At 50.2% G+C, this 15,559-nt stretch carries 16 protein-coding genes; 3 read left to right on the top strand and 13 right to left on the bottom strand.

Annotated elements, in window-relative coordinates:
- Positions 1-7 precede the first annotated feature (7 nt).
- Positions 8-1,396: a class II fumarate hydratase gene (locus AC566Q_RS05060; RefSeq protein WP_499614399.1), complete on the top strand. Its 1,389-nt coding sequence runs from the start codon at positions 8-10 to the stop codon at positions 1,394-1,396.
- Positions 1,397-1,440: 44 nt separating this feature from the next.
- Here the strand turns inward: AC566Q_RS05060 and hmuQ are convergent, their stop codons facing one another.
- The 10 genes from hmuQ to AC566Q_RS05010 all read right to left on the bottom strand — a co-directional run bounded on the left by hmuQ (position 1,441) and on the right by AC566Q_RS05010 (position 8,378).
- The gene (hmuQ, locus tag AC566Q_RS05055) at positions 1,441-1,770 is read right to left on the bottom strand and encodes a heme-degrading protein HmuQ (protein ID WP_499614396.1); all 330 of its coding nucleotides are present in this window, start codon (positions 1,768-1,770) and stop codon (positions 1,441-1,443) included.
- Positions 1,767-1,991, bottom strand: a complete 225-nt coding sequence (locus AC566Q_RS05050; RefSeq protein ID WP_499614393.1) for a hypothetical protein — start codon at positions 1,989-1,991, stop codon at positions 1,767-1,769. The genes hmuQ and AC566Q_RS05050 overlap by 4 nt, the downstream gene beginning before the upstream one ends.
- 38 nt (positions 1,992-2,029) lie before the next feature.
- Positions 2,030-2,710: a hypothetical protein gene (locus tag AC566Q_RS05045; RefSeq protein ID WP_499614390.1), complete on the bottom strand. Its 681-nt coding sequence runs from the start codon at positions 2,708-2,710 to the stop codon at positions 2,030-2,032.
- A gap of 75 nt (positions 2,711-2,785) precedes the next feature.
- On the bottom strand, positions 2,786-3,181 hold the full coding sequence (locus AC566Q_RS05040; protein WP_499614387.1) for a YbaN family protein: 396 nt from the start codon (positions 3,179-3,181) through the stop codon (positions 2,786-2,788).
- A 356-nt stretch (positions 3,182-3,537) separates the two neighbouring features.
- Positions 3,538-3,978 (bottom strand): azurin, encoded by a 441-nt coding sequence (gene azu, locus AC566Q_RS05035; protein ID WP_499614384.1) that lies wholly within the window; start codon positions 3,976-3,978, stop codon positions 3,538-3,540.
- Between the two features lie 130 nt (positions 3,979-4,108).
- Positions 4,109-5,584 carry a flavodoxin domain-containing protein gene (locus tag AC566Q_RS05030; protein ID WP_499614381.1) on the bottom strand — a complete coding sequence of 492 codons (1,476 nt, stop codon included), beginning with the start codon at positions 5,582-5,584 and terminating at the stop codon, positions 4,109-4,111.
- Between the two features lie 22 nt (positions 5,585-5,606).
- A complete protein-coding gene (locus AC566Q_RS05025) occupies positions 5,607-6,206 on the bottom strand; it encodes a PepSY-associated TM helix domain-containing protein (protein WP_499614378.1) in 600 nt (199 codons plus the stop codon).
- A 267-nt stretch (positions 6,207-6,473) separates the two neighbouring features.
- Positions 6,474-6,848 carry a glutathione S-transferase N-terminal domain-containing protein gene (locus tag AC566Q_RS05020; protein WP_499614375.1) on the bottom strand — a complete coding sequence of 125 codons (375 nt, stop codon included), beginning with the start codon at positions 6,846-6,848 and terminating at the stop codon, positions 6,474-6,476.
- A 52-nt stretch (positions 6,849-6,900) separates the two neighbouring features.
- A complete protein-coding gene (locus tag AC566Q_RS05015; protein WP_499614372.1) occupies positions 6,901-7,617 on the bottom strand; it encodes a lipoate--protein ligase family protein in 717 nt (238 codons plus the stop codon).
- Between the two features lie 110 nt (positions 7,618-7,727).
- On the bottom strand, positions 7,728-8,378 hold the full coding sequence (locus AC566Q_RS05010; RefSeq protein ID WP_499614369.1) for a DUF1707 SHOCT-like domain-containing protein: 651 nt from the start codon (positions 8,376-8,378) through the stop codon (positions 7,728-7,730).
- A gap of 257 nt (positions 8,379-8,635) precedes the next feature.
- On the opposite strand from AC566Q_RS05010, the gene AC566Q_RS05005 reads away from it, so the two are divergent.
- Complete coding sequence (locus AC566Q_RS05005) at positions 8,636-9,538, top strand: DUF2608 domain-containing protein (protein ID WP_499614366.1); 903 nt, start codon at positions 8,636-8,638, stop codon at positions 9,536-9,538.
- A gap of 45 nt (positions 9,539-9,583) precedes the next feature.
- Here AC566Q_RS05005 and AC566Q_RS05000 read toward each other — a convergent pair whose 3' ends face one another.
- From AC566Q_RS05000 to AC566Q_RS04990, 3 genes are all read right to left on the bottom strand, one after another.
- Positions 9,584-10,819 (bottom strand): ABC transporter permease, encoded by a 1,236-nt coding sequence (locus AC566Q_RS05000; protein WP_499614363.1) that lies wholly within the window; start codon positions 10,817-10,819, stop codon positions 9,584-9,586.
- Positions 10,813-11,514, bottom strand: coding sequence for an ABC transporter ATP-binding protein (locus AC566Q_RS04995; RefSeq protein WP_499614360.1), 702 nt, complete (start codon positions 11,512-11,514; stop codon positions 10,813-10,815). The genes AC566Q_RS05000 and AC566Q_RS04995 overlap by 7 nt, the downstream gene beginning before the upstream one ends.
- A 169-nt stretch (positions 11,515-11,683) precedes the next feature.
- On the bottom strand, positions 11,684-12,733 hold the full coding sequence (locus AC566Q_RS04990) for a CobW family GTP-binding protein (protein ID WP_499614357.1): 1,050 nt from the start codon (positions 12,731-12,733) through the stop codon (positions 11,684-11,686).
- Between the two features lie 322 nt (positions 12,734-13,055).
- Between AC566Q_RS04990 and AC566Q_RS04985 the strand changes: the two genes are divergently transcribed.
- Positions 13,056-15,440: a TonB-dependent receptor gene (locus tag AC566Q_RS04985; RefSeq protein WP_499614354.1), complete on the top strand. Its 2,385-nt coding sequence runs from the start codon at positions 13,056-13,058 to the stop codon at positions 15,438-15,440.
- The last annotated feature ends 119 nt before the right edge of the window (positions 15,441-15,559 follow it).

Genomic DNA, 15,559 nt, shown 5'->3' with positions numbered 1-15,559 from the left:
CTCAATTATGACCACCTCTAGTGAAACACGAATCGAACAAGACAGCATGGGCGAACTGGAAGTCCCTGCAGAAGCTTTATATGGCGCGCAAACCCAGCGGGCAGTCAATAATTTTCCGGTCAGTGGCCAGTCTATGCCAGAGGCTTTTATCAGAGCGTTGATCACGGTAAAAAAAGCTGCGGCTCAGGCTAACGTCACATTAGATACGCTGGACAGTGATATAGGTGATGCGATTTGTCAGGCCTGCGACCAATTGCTCAACGCGCCGCAGCTCATGGCTCACTTCCCGGTCGACATCTTTCAGACCGGTTCAGGCACCAGCACCAACATGAACGCTAACGAAGTGATTGCCAGGCTGGCCAGTCAGCAGTCCGGCCTGTCTGTTCACCCCAATGATCACGTTAATTACGGCCAGAGCAGTAACGATATAATCCCCACCACTATTCATGTGAGTGCCGCCCTAGCCCTGAAGCAGGAACTCTTGCCCTCACTCAGTCACCTGTATCGCGTGATTGGTAACAAGGCCAGTGAGCTAAAAGGTGTCTGTAAAACCGGCCGTACCCACCTGATGGATGCCATGCCGGTGCGCATGGATCAGAGTTTATCCGGCTGGCAGGCACAACTAGGCCAGCAGATTAAAGCATTGAATGCCCACCAGCCGGCTATACAAACACTGGCACTGGGTGGTACGGCAGTTGGCACCGGCATTAATGCTCACCCTGACTTTTCAGCGAGATTTAATGAAAAGCTGACTACGCTTAGCGGCGTCCCTTTTCAGCCGGCAGATAACTATTTCGCGCTTATTGCCTCGCAGGATACCGCGGTTACCTTATCTGGTTTGCTGAAATCAACCGCCGTGAGCTTAATGAAAATCAGCAATGACTTACGCTGGATGAACTCAGGGCCACTGGCAGGGCTCGGCGAAATCGCGCTGCCTGCTCTGCAACCCGGCTCCTCCATTATGCCGGGTAAGGTAAATCCGGTTATTCCCGAAGCCGTGGCAATGGCTTCCGCCCAGGTTATAGGTAACGATGCCGCCATTACGGTTGGCGGTCAGTCAGGTAACTTTGAGTTAAATGTCATGCTGCCAATGATTGCCAGCAATCTGTTAAGTAGCTTTACGCTGATGGCCAACAGCGCTTCGTTACTGGCAGATAGCGCCATAAGCGGCTTTGAGGTATTAAACGAGAATCTGGAAGCTGCTTTGGATAAAAACCCGATACTGGTCACGGCGCTGAATCCCATTATCGGCTACAACAAAGCCGCCGAAATTGCCAAGCGAGCTTACAAAGAAAAGCGGCCGATTGTCGACGTGGCCGACGAAATGACCGACCTGTCACGGCAAGAGTTAACCGAACTGCTCGACCCGAGAAAGCTGACCGATAACAGCCAGTAACATTGGCGTTGAAAATCAGTCAATGATGTTCGTTCTGACAATCCTTACAGAACGGCATCAAACAGCTCAAGCCGGGGCGGGCCCGCGTAGAAATCGCGATTCTGGCCTGCCCCGGCATGGGCTTTTTTGAACGCGTCAGATTTCACCCAGTTGTCAAAACTTGCTCGGCTTTCCCAGCACACATGGGTCGCAAACAAGGTGTGTTCCTCAAATGTTTCGCCTTGCAGTAAATGGAACGACTCAAACCCCGGCACCTCATCAAGAAAACTTTCCCGCTGTCGCCACATTTCGATAAATGCCGCTTCACTGCCCGGCTTCACCTTAAAACGATTCATTGCAATAAACATCTGACTGTCCTTTTCAATAAAAGTCATTCACTATCGTGATCTCTAGTTCTAAGTGGTGCAACCACCATTTTGAAAAACAAGGTTGCCAGCGCCGTTATTAAACTGGCAAACAAGGACCAGTGTAGCGCTCTGTCAGCCTCTACCTCGAGGCTAAGCAACACAAAGAACACGGCAAAGTAACCAAGTCCGGCTGAAATGATGACCGCCGAATAGTGTAATGCATTATTGATAAGCGTATCTTTATTCACTTGATTCTCCGCTAGCTACCCTGGCCCTAAGGCACAGGCTACTCGTGTTTTGCCTTCAGCGCATCGTTGTCTGGCGGCGAGCCAGCATCCAGAAATCCATCGATAACCGTTTGTTCATGCTCGGTAAATGCGCTGTTGAAATTGTCCGGATGAACAGGAATAGCGCGGCGAAGCGGCGGCGCAATGCGTTCATTGGCGCGCGCCAGTTGTCGGGTAAATTGGGCTGGAGAGATACGATTATAAGTGAAGACACCAGGCTTGCCGCTGCCGGTTGTAGGCGTCAGCAAATCATCATGCTCCAGCAAAAATGCATGTTTAAACACCGCCTGGGACTTGCTGAAGTCAACGTTGGTGCTGCGTAGCAGTGCGGCCTCTGGCAGCGCTTTGATTCGAACTGTTTCGTTGTTTTTCTGCCAGGTAACACCACAAACACTAATAACCAGTGCAGTATTTCGCGTTGCGGTGATTGCACGGGCAAAGGGCGAGTCGGGCGGCAGTCGGTCCAGCGTTTCGACCACATTAGCCAGGGAATCCGGCGATAGCTTTTCCAGTGTTACTACCCCACTGTTGGCGGTATAAGTCAGCTTAAGGGTATTTTCCAGATAATACACCTCACCGGTATCCTGCCAAATAGAGCCGCCAAGCTGCTCTGGTTGGCTAACATCGGTTTTCTTCGCGGCGCTGTTGAAACGTTTTAATAGCCCGGGTAACACTGCCATTTTCCCAAAAAGTAAACCTGAAACTGATACGGCGGGAGCAGAAAACTGGTTTATTTCAGGCGCTTTCTCAAGTCGCTAGTGATGCGGCCGGCTCCAGATAAAAGCCATCACAGCGCATAGCGTAATCCCCTGGATGGTAAGCAGTGCCGGGCGCAGTTCCATGAATATTGATAAGGTGTAAACCACTACCACCGATGCCGTAGCTGCGTATTTCGCAGCGAGGCTAATTGCGCCGCTGCGTTGCCAGTCGGCTATGGCCGGGCCAAATACGCGATGATTAACTAACCAGTCATGGGCACGATGGGAGGAGCGGGCAAAACAGTAGGCCGCTAGCAACATAAAAGGCACCGTAGGCAATAACGGCAATACCGCGCCAATGCCTCCTAGCACAACACTGGACATGCCCAGCAGCATCCACACAGGACGCATCACTGAAGAGCGGGAAGGATTACCACATCTTGGTTCACTCACATTTACACCTTACATTTTTCGAAGCTTACCAGGCTGTTTGCTTTACAGCTTACAAACCGAGGGGGCTCTTCTCAGTACTTACCTGAAGTTTAGCAGCCACCCAGTATTCTGCCAGTGCTATAACAAGCTGATATTGTGAATATTATTAATACAAAACCAGGCGATACCTGATGAATAAACCAGCCATTACTAAGCCTAAGTTACCAGTACGGGGATACAAATTTTGGCTTAGGAGGATATGCTTAGCGACCAACCAGTATCAGGTTTCATCACCAGCTGTGGAGTACGTGGAGGGGGGTAGATAATCGCGAAAGTCAGCTAACCGCCCTTTGCTAAAGGCGATTAGCCGGGATGGGTTAGTTAACGATAAACGCGCCTTTCATGATGGCAAAGTGGCCAGGGAATGAACAAAAGAAAGTGTAGTCTTCACCAGCAGTTAAACCGGCAACATCTACCGTGATCGTGTCCTGCTCGCCGCCGCCAATAATCCTGGTCGCCGCGATAATACGCTCATCGCCCGGTGGCAGATAATTATTATCCGGACCTGCTTTCAGGGCGCCGTTAACAATTTCCTGGGCATCGGCAGTAGTCGATAAAACCCAGTTATGGCCCATATATTTCTTGTCCAGCTGTCCGGTATGCTTTAGCGTTACCTCAAAGGTATCGCACGAGGCAGGCACAGACATTTCTTTCATGTTGAACTGCATCATATCGTTACTTTCGATAGTCACAGCGCACTCATCAGCCAGGGTAAAACTGCTAAAGGCTACCAACAAAAACGCTAAACACTTTTTCATAGACATACTCTCATCTGTTAAATGAGTATATATGTACCACTCGGCATAATGGATTAACATTATCCCTTAAGCCGCATCTGTACTACTTATGAACTACTGCCTGATTAGTATTTGCCGCCAGCACCACACCCTAGTAGGTATCACGATGATAACGCTGTTCATCAATAAGCTGCATTAATGCATCTTCACCAAGTATGTCAGTTAGCGTTTGGTGCACTGCCTGCCCCATCCCCTGATGGCTGCCACATACATAAATATGCGCTCCCCGGGCGATTAGGTTTTGCAGTTCATCAGCTGCCGCGACCATGACATCCTGTACATATTGCCCTGGCTCGCCTCGCGAATAGGCCTGCTGAATCTTAAGCCCGGCAAACCCGGTTTGCCACGCTTCAATAACGGCAGGAATAACATTGTCCAGTTGCGGCGACTGCTCACCGTAAATTAACCAGATATCGGCGTCACTTTTGGCATAATATCGTTTTGCCAGTTGCGCCCGAATGCCCGCCAGGCCGCTGCCCGCGCCAATGAGCACCAGAGGTACATCAAGTTGCGCAATATGGCACAGCGGATTGTCCTTCACGTAAGCACAAAATGGCTCTTCACCGCCCGCATAGGTGGTCAGCCAGCCGGAGCCGATACCTGGCGTACCATTTGGGTAATACTGTTTTCTGACAATCAGTTTTAGCTGCCCTTCCTCAGGTACAGAAGCAATGCTGTAACTGCGCAAAGGTAACAAGGGCATGCTTAGAATGTATTGCTCTGCATTCCCAGCCCCGGATAAATCAGTCAGTTGGCGGGTTTGCAATACAAGTTCAAGCGGGGTTAGCGTGCCCTCAACTGCGATGACCGTATCCGGGTTAAGATCATGCTTTTCAAGCCATTTAGCGATGGCCGTGTTAGTGTTGTGGGGCTGAATGTCGAGAATGTCACCGGCCTGCCAGGCGGGCAATGCCTGATCGGCATCCAGTGTCACCATGAAAAGTTCCCGGCCGTCTGCACTGTTGAGTTGCTGTTGCTCAGTGACCCGCCAGGTACTTGAAGTAAGAGGACTATCAGCCCCCTCAGAAACATCACCCGGCAGGGGCTGTGACTCTGCCCGGTCGATTTTTTCGAGATCTGCAATGGCTGTAGCACCGGCCTGTTGAAGGGCTTCATCGAGTTGCTCGCCAAAAGCACAAAACGCTGGATACTGACTATCCCCCAGAGCGATTACCCGGTATGAAAGGGATTGAGGTAATGCGGTATTGTGCTGTTTATTATGTTGTTGCAACGCCCGGTAAAATCGTCGGCCATTATCGGGTGGCTCACCGTCACCATAGGTACTCACCACAAACAGTGCATCGCTTGCTTTGCGCAATGTATCAATGGCCAGGTCGTTTAAGGCGATGACTTTCACCGGGCGGTCTGCACCCAGCAATTCAGCCTGGAATTCGGCCAACTGTTTTGCCGTGCCGGTTTGGCTGGCGTAAGCCACAATAAACGCACCGGTAGTGACATGCCGCCGCTCTCGTTGCCGGGCATAATGGCTAACAATGATAAAGCCTACCCATGCGCAATAAGCCAGGCAAAGGGCAATAGCCAGCCACAGTCGTTGGTTATCTGTCATTCAAACTGCTCCCCGCCCGGCATCAATGGATAAAAACCAGTGCGATGACCACTGGGATCAATAATCCCAGCGCGGTGACGGGCCAGGTTGACTGTTTGTGAGAGGCCTGTTTTACCAGTAACCATAACCCGGTCAGGGTAAACACAATCATGGCAATGGCTATTACGTCGATAAACACAAACCACACCGACCCGGTATTACGGCCTTTGTGTAAATCATTAAAATAAGCAATCCAGCCGCGCTCTGTACCTTCATATAGCAGTGCTGCGTCATCCACGTTGATGGCCAGCCAGCGATCGGCGCCAGGCCCCGGCCAGGCCAGGTAAAACTCCATGCCATCAAATTCTCCCGCTACATCGGCCGGAACACTAATACTGTGTTCACTGGCCAGCCACTGGCGAACCGGTTGTGGCGCAGGCATTGCTGCCATGGGTAAGTCCTGTAAGTGCGTTAACACACTGGCGGGCACTTCACTTTCTACAGTGGTAACGGAAATTGATGCAGGGATGACTGCGGCGTGATTAAGCGTAATGCCGGTAACGGCAAATAGCAGCATGCCAACCAGCGAAACGGCAGCACTGATCCAGTGCCATTGACGGGCCGTGCCCAGTGAAAATCGCATAACGAAATACCCTTATCGTTGCTATGCAGTACGTGCTGTGAACCCATTTGGGGGCAGGAATATCCTGGCTGTCAGGGCACCCTTGCGGAAAGGTAAATGATAACCATTTTTATTTGAGCGTCAACACGCAGGTACTACACTGGTCTCGGGAATCAGGGGTTTAAACTTTGTGAGGACTGTAAAACTGAGAGTGGGGAGTAAAACAAACCAGGGTTATGCTACCGCGGATGCTAGCTGTTCAGGCAACCGCGGCATCAATTGAAGTATTCAGGCAGGGCCAAACTGTTTGTTAAGGTAACCAATAATTTGCTTGGATTCGTAAAGCCACTCTTCCCGGCCATCGCTGTGCTGAATACGTAAACAAGGCACCTGCACTTTGCCGCCGCCCTGAATCAGTTCTTCCCGGTGCGGTGAGCCCTGCACGGCGCTGCGCTTTTCAATGGGTACGCGCAGTTTATGAATAGCTCGGCGGGTTTTGACACAAAACGGACAGGCAAAAAAGTGGTAAAGGGTCATCCCCTCAGCAGCCTGAGCAACCTTTTGCTGTGCTTCCGGGGTACGCTTCACCCGACTCCAGCGAGTTACTACATCAACGGATACAATAACCAGACCCAGTGCGTTGCGAACAAGTTTTACAATCATTAACTGAATGTCCTTGGGTTGAAAAAAGAACGCAGTATAGTCTTTTTAACCGTTAAGAAAAAACCGTGTGACGAGAAAAAGCCCGGATTAATCCCGTGAACAACTCATCGGTAGTGAGTGAATCAGCGAGATGGCGATTTAGACAGGTGTGGGCATTCAGCTTTACTCTATCCGGGATATTATTGAATTCGTTACACGCATTCACCGGCGGAATAATGCTTTCCAGCACATCATCAATCAGCAGGCAGGCATGCGCCAGCACAATTTTGCGCCCGCCCGGGGCAGTCAGCACGCGCTGCGCCGTGCCCACAATTTTCTGACCGTTAATGTTCAGGTTATAGTCGCCATCACAATAAGCATACGGGGTAGCATGAATGTCGGCGCTGATATCCAGTGCGGCAAAGAAGTCTAGCAGACTATCACACAGCTTCTGGTATGCGCCTTTAACAGAATAAGACTGCGTTGCAGTTAGGGTGTACATGTGAGCAATATTGAGCATGGCCGGGCTTTGTGGAACCGGCGAACCGCCTGAGCGACGCTGCAAAATATCCCAGCCTCTTTGCGCCAGCCATTCCCTTAACGGCTCGGTTATCTGCCACTTTCTGCCAGCCGGTAAAACGATGGCCGGCGCTGTGCAGCGCCACAACAATAACCCCTGGCTAAAGTTGCCCTGCTTCACCTGTTCCAGCAGCAGTTGCTCTTTTTCCATCGCCTTAACACAGGTAGTGGCCGGCATCCGAACTACACGGTGCTTTTGTTTCTCACTCATCAACGTTGCAATTAACTGTGAATACCCTGACCGAGTCACACCACAATCCACAGGCACTGGCCAGCAGAATTATGTAACTCTTATAGCCTTGTTGCAAAAGCCCCGGGAGCCTAGCGTTGGGAACTGCCAAAAAGGGTTTTCATCTGGTTAGCCAGCTCGACAAACTTTTCTTTGATGGTGCGTTTAAGACCAATATCCACGCCGCCCATTAATACGAAGCCTTCCACTGTGATGGTTGGTGCCTGCCGGTCAGCAATTGACGGGGCTTTGTTGTCGAGGCCGCCCATTAAACAAAATGCTTTGGTGACGACGTTGACATTTTCCGGCACTTTGATGTCGATACCTCCCATCACACACAACACTTTAATAGTGACGTTTGGGGTCGTAAACACAGCATCAGTAAAGTCGATGTCTGAGCCACCCATGAGACTAAGCACGCGAATTTCGGCGGGTACTTTCCAGCGTCCGGAGCGATCTGAACCGCCCATAATGTTGATCACCGTTTCATTGTCCGGCACATCACCGGCACTGTAATTAATATTGAGCTTTCGCTCTTTTTCACGGGTATAGTCACCATCGACCTGCATGGTGAGATCAGCCGCGAGATCGGCTATTTCCTGATGGTCCTGACTGGCCATCGCTTTATCCAAGCGGCGTTCAAACGCTTCGGCCGAAATCACTCCATGACTGTAGTGATAAATCAGCTTATCGATAACTTCCTCCCTGACCTGCTCGATAGGACGATCTTCAAGTTTTACCATGACGGAGGCTCCCTGTATTGTTCAATGCCATTTAAACTGCGTACTTTGAAGCAATTGCCGCGCCAGATAATAAATCACTATTTTTCATGAATTTAGAAAAAATGGCATTGCGCAGAATAAAGCTTTACCACTAAGTATTGGTCAATTACACCGCTTAGTGGTCTGTCTGGCAAACCGCCCATAAGGCATGTCGATTAACCGTTAAATCTGCTACATTACGGTGTTTTACGCAGAACTTTTAATCAACAATAATGCTTATGCTTTCAATTTCTTTCCCTGATACCGCACTTCGCGCCGTCTTTTTCGCGTTGGTACTGACTGCCACCGGCTGCAGCAGCACTCCATCAACCGTCGACCGTGAAGTTACCGTCACCGAAGCACACACTTTCGATAAGATTGCACCGGTTGTTGCAAACCTCAATAGCCATTACGGTGCCGAAAACGTCCTTATCGTTGCCGACATTGATAATACGCTGCTGACCAGTGCCACCGATTTGGGCGGCGATATCTGGTACCAGTGGCAACGCGGTAAACTGGCGGTTAAGCCCACGCCTGAGCAACAGGTGAGCTGCCTGTTTGAAGACACTATCAGCCTGCTCTATGAACTGGCGCCAATGAATCTTACCGAACCTCAGGTTCCGGCGTTACTCAACGATTGGCAGGAAGCCGGCAATACCCTGCTGTTACTCACTTCCCGTGCGCCCAAAAATCGCGCGGCAACCGAGCGCGAACTGTTACGCCACGGCATTGATGTTAGCCAGGCAGCGCTTATGCCTGTGGATAACGCTAACCCGGTTTACCGGGAAAAACTTGAACGTGAAATGAGTTACAGCCGCGGCCTGATGATGACCACAGGTATGAACAAAGGCACCATGCTGGAGTGGATCCTCAATACAACTGGGCGTGATTTTGACGCCATCGTGTTTGTCGATGATTCGCAACACAATATCGAAAACATGGATAACGCCTGGCAGCAGCACAACACCGATATGCGGATTTTTCATTACACCCATGTAGAAGCCGAGCGCAAAAAACTGCAGGGGCAGGTACTAACAAAGGTGCAGGCGGAGCGGATGGCCAACGATTACGCGAAGTTAATCGCCACGCTTAATAGCATTTTCCCGGCCCGTAAAAATGATGGGCAATGCCTCGGTCAATAAACCTGTTGTTGAAGGCCCGGCTGTCTGCCGGGCCTCACCCAGTAATCAGAGCCTTTGGTTAATGGCGCCCCGGTAGGCATCAATAGCGGGTAACAGGCTGCAAATCAGCGTTGCCAGCATTATCGCGCCAACCACCATTGCGGTGTGCAGAGTTAACAGATTTGCCGAAATAAACATCCCGTAGTGGCTGGCTAACCATTCTTTGGCCACGGCAAACACCCCGGATATCAGCGTTACAGCGGTAACACTCGCCGCGCCCGCCAACAGCATGGCTTCAATCAGAATTAGGCGAAATATGCTACCGGCCCCGGCACCGATGATACGCAATACAGCAATTTCTTTTTCACGTTGCTGCATCGATGCCAGCAACATGGTGGATAGTCCGAACAGGGAAGACAGCATAATGAGCAGACTGATAAAACGCAGCAGGTTCTCGATGCTTGACATCATCTGCCACATTTCAGTAAGCGCTACGCCTGGTAAAATGGCCATCAGACGATCATCTTCGTAATTATTCAGCTCCCGCTGCAGGGTAAAGGTGGCAAATTTACTGGTGAGACCCACCATCACTGCGGTAATACTGTCGGGCTGTACGGCCGGATTAGTCACGTTATCTGGCTGTTCTAACACGATATCAAGCCGGGCATGCGGCAAATGCATGGCCTCAATTCCCTGCAATGAAACGTGCACAGTTTTATCTACCGGCGTACCGGTGGGAGCCAGGATACCGGTAACGGTAAAAGGTGAATCGTCATGATTCTGAAAGCTCACCGCGCCAAGACCGTGAGCAATCACAATGTCATCACCTGGCTTATAATTAAGCGCACTGGCCACATCAGCGCCCAACACCGCGCCAAACACCCCTTTAAAGGGTTCCCCCTGACTAAACACTAACGGCTGCTTGTTACCAAACTTATAGTGATCAAAATACTGCTGATTGGTGCCGAGCACGCGATAACCATGATGGGCATCACCTAATGAAATGGGAATGGCCCAGTTTACCTGCGGGTGTTGTTGCAACATCTCATAGCTTGCATAACTGATATTATTGGTTGGACTGCCCATACGGAATACCGTGTAAAGCATCAGGTTTAACTGACCGCTTGGCGCACCAACGATAAGGTCGACATCCGACACTGTTCGGTTAAAGCTCTCCTGAGCCTGTAATCTCACGTGTTCCACACTCAGCAATACACTTACGCTGATCAGCAGCGACAAAAAGGTAAGTGCCAGTGATTTACCGCGACTACGCAAACTGCTTAAGGCAAAAGACATCAGCATGACGAAGCCTCCGCAGGAGCGGTAATTGCGCTTAATGCTACACTTTTATCCAGATACTGACTCAGACTCTGATCGTGACTAACAAAAATCAACGTCGTGTGATGCTGCTCGCACAACTCGGTTAGCAGCCGCATAAACGCATCTCGTGCTTCGGCATCCAGCGCCGAGGTAGGTTCGTCCACCAGCAGGATCTCCGGCTGATTAATTAACGCTCTGGCGATAGCCACTCGCTGTTGCTGCCCCACACTTAGTTGGCTGGCCTGCTTGTTTAGTACCTCTGCCGGCAACTGCAATGCCTGGATAAGCGCGGCAAGTTGCTCTTGGCCCGGCTGACTGCCGCCGGCAAAATGCGCCGCCAGGGCAATGTTCTGCGCCACGGTTAAATGGCTCACCAGATTAAACTGCTGAAAGACTACGCCAATGTGGCGGGCCCTGAATTTGTCACGCTTGCCCTCGCTCAGACTTGAAAACGGCTTACCCAACAACGCTACGCTGCCCGTATCCGGGGTCAGGATCCCAGCCAGCAGGTTTAGCAAAGTTGTTTTCCCCGAGCCTGAGGGCCCATATAAAAACAGACGTTCGCCCTGCGCTACCTGCCAATGGGGAAAGCCCAGTCGGGAAGTGCTTTTGGGATACTGATAGGTCACATTTTCGAGGCTAATCGACTGTACTGGTTTCGTTTCTGGCAATGTCAATTTTCACTACACCTTGTTGTTATGTCCAGATTATACCCTTAACCAATGAATTGAAACGGTGTCTATTTCTGCACACTTCTTCTGCGACTAACAAGCACTCCGGAAAATTATTATAATAATATAACATAACAATTAACAACCGTAGTAAATCCAATATATATAAAATCGGCTAACTCATCGCACTACTTACACACGCCTGCAAGTTAGCCTGCAAATCAGGGGGAAGCTCTGTTGCGATGATCTCAACCCGACTCTCAACACTCTCATCAAGGGCTATTTCGGTTAATCCATCTGCCGTGAGGTTGTAGCCAAATATGCCGGCATTGGTGATAAATACGCCTTTTAGCCTTTCCGCTTCCACGCTCGCTAGCAGTAAACGCAGTTGGTTGTAATCAAACACGCAATCCGGTGCAAAGCGCCAACCCACACTGTTAAACCCTTCGCCGCTGTTTTCAGCCGATAACATCCCTCCAACGGGCAACTTTTGTTCTGCAGCAGGTGGCTTATCGCTAACAGTATGATGATGGCTGTGCTCGTGGTGATGATGCTCTTGATGAGCATGCTTTTCATGATGCTGCGGCTGTTGATAATTTGCAGCGGTCCCGTCAAGGCTTGCCAGCGACATTTGCCCATGCTCGGTCAGCATCAGTTCCGTACTCGCCTGGCAATGTTCACTCACATAGTGTGCTAAACGGTCACCATCGTCAGTGCTATACAAATCCTGTTTATTGCCAACAACAACATCGGCGATAGCCAGTTGCTGATTAAAGGTATCATGGCTGGTATATCTTGCATCACTCAGTTTGCGCGCATCCACTAAGGTAACGGTTTTGTGAATGGATAACACCGGTTGATAGTGCTCAGCAGTGAGCACCTGCATGACTTCCTTAGGGTGGCCAAGACCGGTGGGTTCGATTATAAGCCGATGAGGACGTGATTCTGCCAGTAGCTGGTTAAGGGCAATCTGCATCGGCAGACTCGCGGCACAACACATACAACCGCCCGGCACTTCCCGAATAAACACATTGTTCAGGTTATTTAACTGACCTTCAAACAAGCTTTTATCAATGCCTATTTCGCCAAACTCATTGACCAGAATGGCCCAGCGTTCATCCGCTGGTTTTTGAGCTAATAAATGTAAGATGGCTGAGGTTTTACCCGCTCCAAGAAAGCCGGTAATGATATTGGTAGGGACAGCCAGTATTTTAGCGTTTGTCATGATTGCATCACCTGTTCGTTAAGAAAAAGGCTTTGCATCATAAAGGAAAGTGAATTCTAAATTCTACAGAGAAATGCGCGGCCGCCGGTAAAGCATTACTACTTTAGCACTATATCGCTAATCACTTGGTCTGTAGCGAAAGTCGCAATGGCTAAAACCGGGAACTTTTCCCGGTTATATAAGGGAATAGATCCCTTGGATAACCGCGCATCTCTTCCCATACTTACCTCGCCTTAACCACTTTATTACACAAAAAATACAAGCTCTGGTGATAGCAGCCAGCAGCGTAATGTATCGATGAAAACGGACTGGAAGTAACGCAATGAAAAAAACCTCTTATCTCTACCTTGCAGCCTGTATCGCGGGCAGTTTTCAGGTGCAGGCCCAGGACAATCAGGGTGATGTCGAAAAAGTCACCGTGTATGGCCAGTCACCACTGAGCTTTGTTTCCGGCTTAACCGAATATTCACCCGCCAGCCAGACGATTGATGCCGATGCACTGGATGTAGACAATGGCAACTCGCTGGCACGTATTTTAGATAACCAGTTAGTCAGCGTGTCGATTAACGATGTACAAAACAACCCGTTCCAGGCTGATTTACAATACCGCGGATTTACGGCTTCACCATTGCTGGGCTTACCTCAGGGCCTGGCGGTATATTTTAATGGTACCCGTTTTAACGAGCCTTTCGGTGATACGGTAAACTGGGACCTGATCCCACCTTCGGCGCTGGAATCTGTCACGCTGGTTTCCGGTGCAAACCCTGTGTTTGGTCAGAATACGCTGGGCGGCGCACTCATCTTGAACAGTAAAGACGGCTTTAGCTTCCCGCATAATAAAGTTACCGTGATGGGCGGCGACTTTGGCCAGCAAGGTATTAACCTGGAATCCGGCGGCAACAACGGCGAATGGGGTTACTACATTAATGTTAATAAATATGAAGAAGACGGCTGGCGTGACTATTCACCCAGTGATGTTCAACAAGGCCTGGCTAACATTACCCATAAGGGTAACGACTCAGCTACCCGGATCACCCTGGCAGCCAACGATAACGATCTGATTGGTAACGGTGCTATTCCGGTTGATCTGATCCCTTATGAAGGCCGCGACGCCATTTATACCCGTCCGGACCAAACCTTTACCAGCCTGCGTTTCATTAACCTGAATCACGAATGGCAACTCGACAATGATATGGTGGTACGTGTTAATGCTTACTTCCGTGAAAACGAAATCGAAACCTACAATGGTGATGACAGTGACTACGAAGAATGTGACGTAGGTTACGGTGAAACCTTGTGTGAAGAAGATGAAGAAGCCGAATTAGCCGAGGGCGCTGAAGACGGTGAGGAAGCAGGTGAAGAAGAGGAAGTCTTTGAGGAAGACGATGCCATTCAGTTTGTTGGCTTCGCTCCGCTGGTGCCACTGGAAGATATCTCAAATGCCGACCCGGATACCCTGGACGGTACTGCCAACACCAGCTTAACCGAGCAGGAAAGCTATGGTTTAAGTGCTGAGCTTGCCGGCGTGACGCAATCAGGCTCGTTAACCCACAACTGGGTAGTTGGCCTGGGTTTGGATACTGCTGATATCTCGTTCAGAAGTGACACTGAATTTGCCGTGCTCGATAACGATACGCCACAAGACAGCCGCGGCGTAACCGGCATTGGTGTATTCGACGAAGGTTCGCGGGTTCGCCTGGACACCGATGTAAAACACACTTACCTGTTTGTCAGTGACGTGATTGAATTAAACCCGCACTGGCAATTCGCCGTAGCCGGCCGGTACAACAAGTCCACCATTGATATGGTCGATGGCGTGGAAGTAGGCGAAGGCTCACTAAACGGTAACCATGAGTTCAGCCGGTTCAACCCCTCAGCCACCGTGCATTACCGCAAGGATGGTTATCATGCTTATGCATCTTACAGCCAATCCTCACGAACACCGAGCCCGGCAGAGCTAAGCTGCGCCGACGAAGACGACCCATGTAAATTGCCCAATGGCTTTGTGGCCGATCCGCCGCTTGATCAGGTACGCACCGACACCCTGGAGGTAGGCGTGAATTACTCCCTGGAGAACGGCTTATTGCACGCAGCATTATTCCGCAGCGAAAGCAAAGACGACATTATCTTCCAACAAGCGGGCGACCGTGCTTCGGTAGGCTATTTTGTTAATGTGGATAAAACCCGTCGTCAGGGCGCCGAATTGAGCTTGCTGCAGCAATACGACGATCTGGAGATCTCAGCCAATGTGAGCTATTTACAGGCCACGTTTGAAACGCCTTATGTGTCATTTAGCCCACAAAATCCCAGGGGTCCGGGACGTCAGGTAATGCCCGGGGATAACATTCCGGGCCAGCCTGAATGGCAGGCCGGTTTTGAGGTAACTTACCCTGTGATTGAAAACCTGTATATCAGCGCCGATGTGGATTACGCCTCTGGCCAGTATTTCCGTGGCGATGAGGCTAATGAAAACCGCGAACTGGACGGCTACACCCTGGTTAACCTGAGTGCTACTTATGCCCACAGTAGTGGTATTACTGTGGGTCTGCGTCTGGAAAACCTGTTTGATACCGAGTTTGAAACCTTTGGTACCTACGGCGAGGCAGATGAAGTGCTGGAAGGCATTTACGATGACATTGAGTCTACCGAGTTTGTTGGCCCCGGCCAGCCCAGAACCCTGCGCTTGTTCGCTTCATACCAGTTTTAATCTGCTCCAGTGTGTGCAGCTCATCACTGCACATTCTTAGAGGCGTGTTAGTAACACGCCTTTATTTTATTCTGCCCCCCGATGGTCTGAACAACTTTTTTTGTGCATAAAATGGTCAA

It is taken from the genome of Alteromonas sp. H02 (genome assembly GCF_059682525.1).
This window is presented reverse-complemented; position numbering and strand designations above follow the sequence as displayed.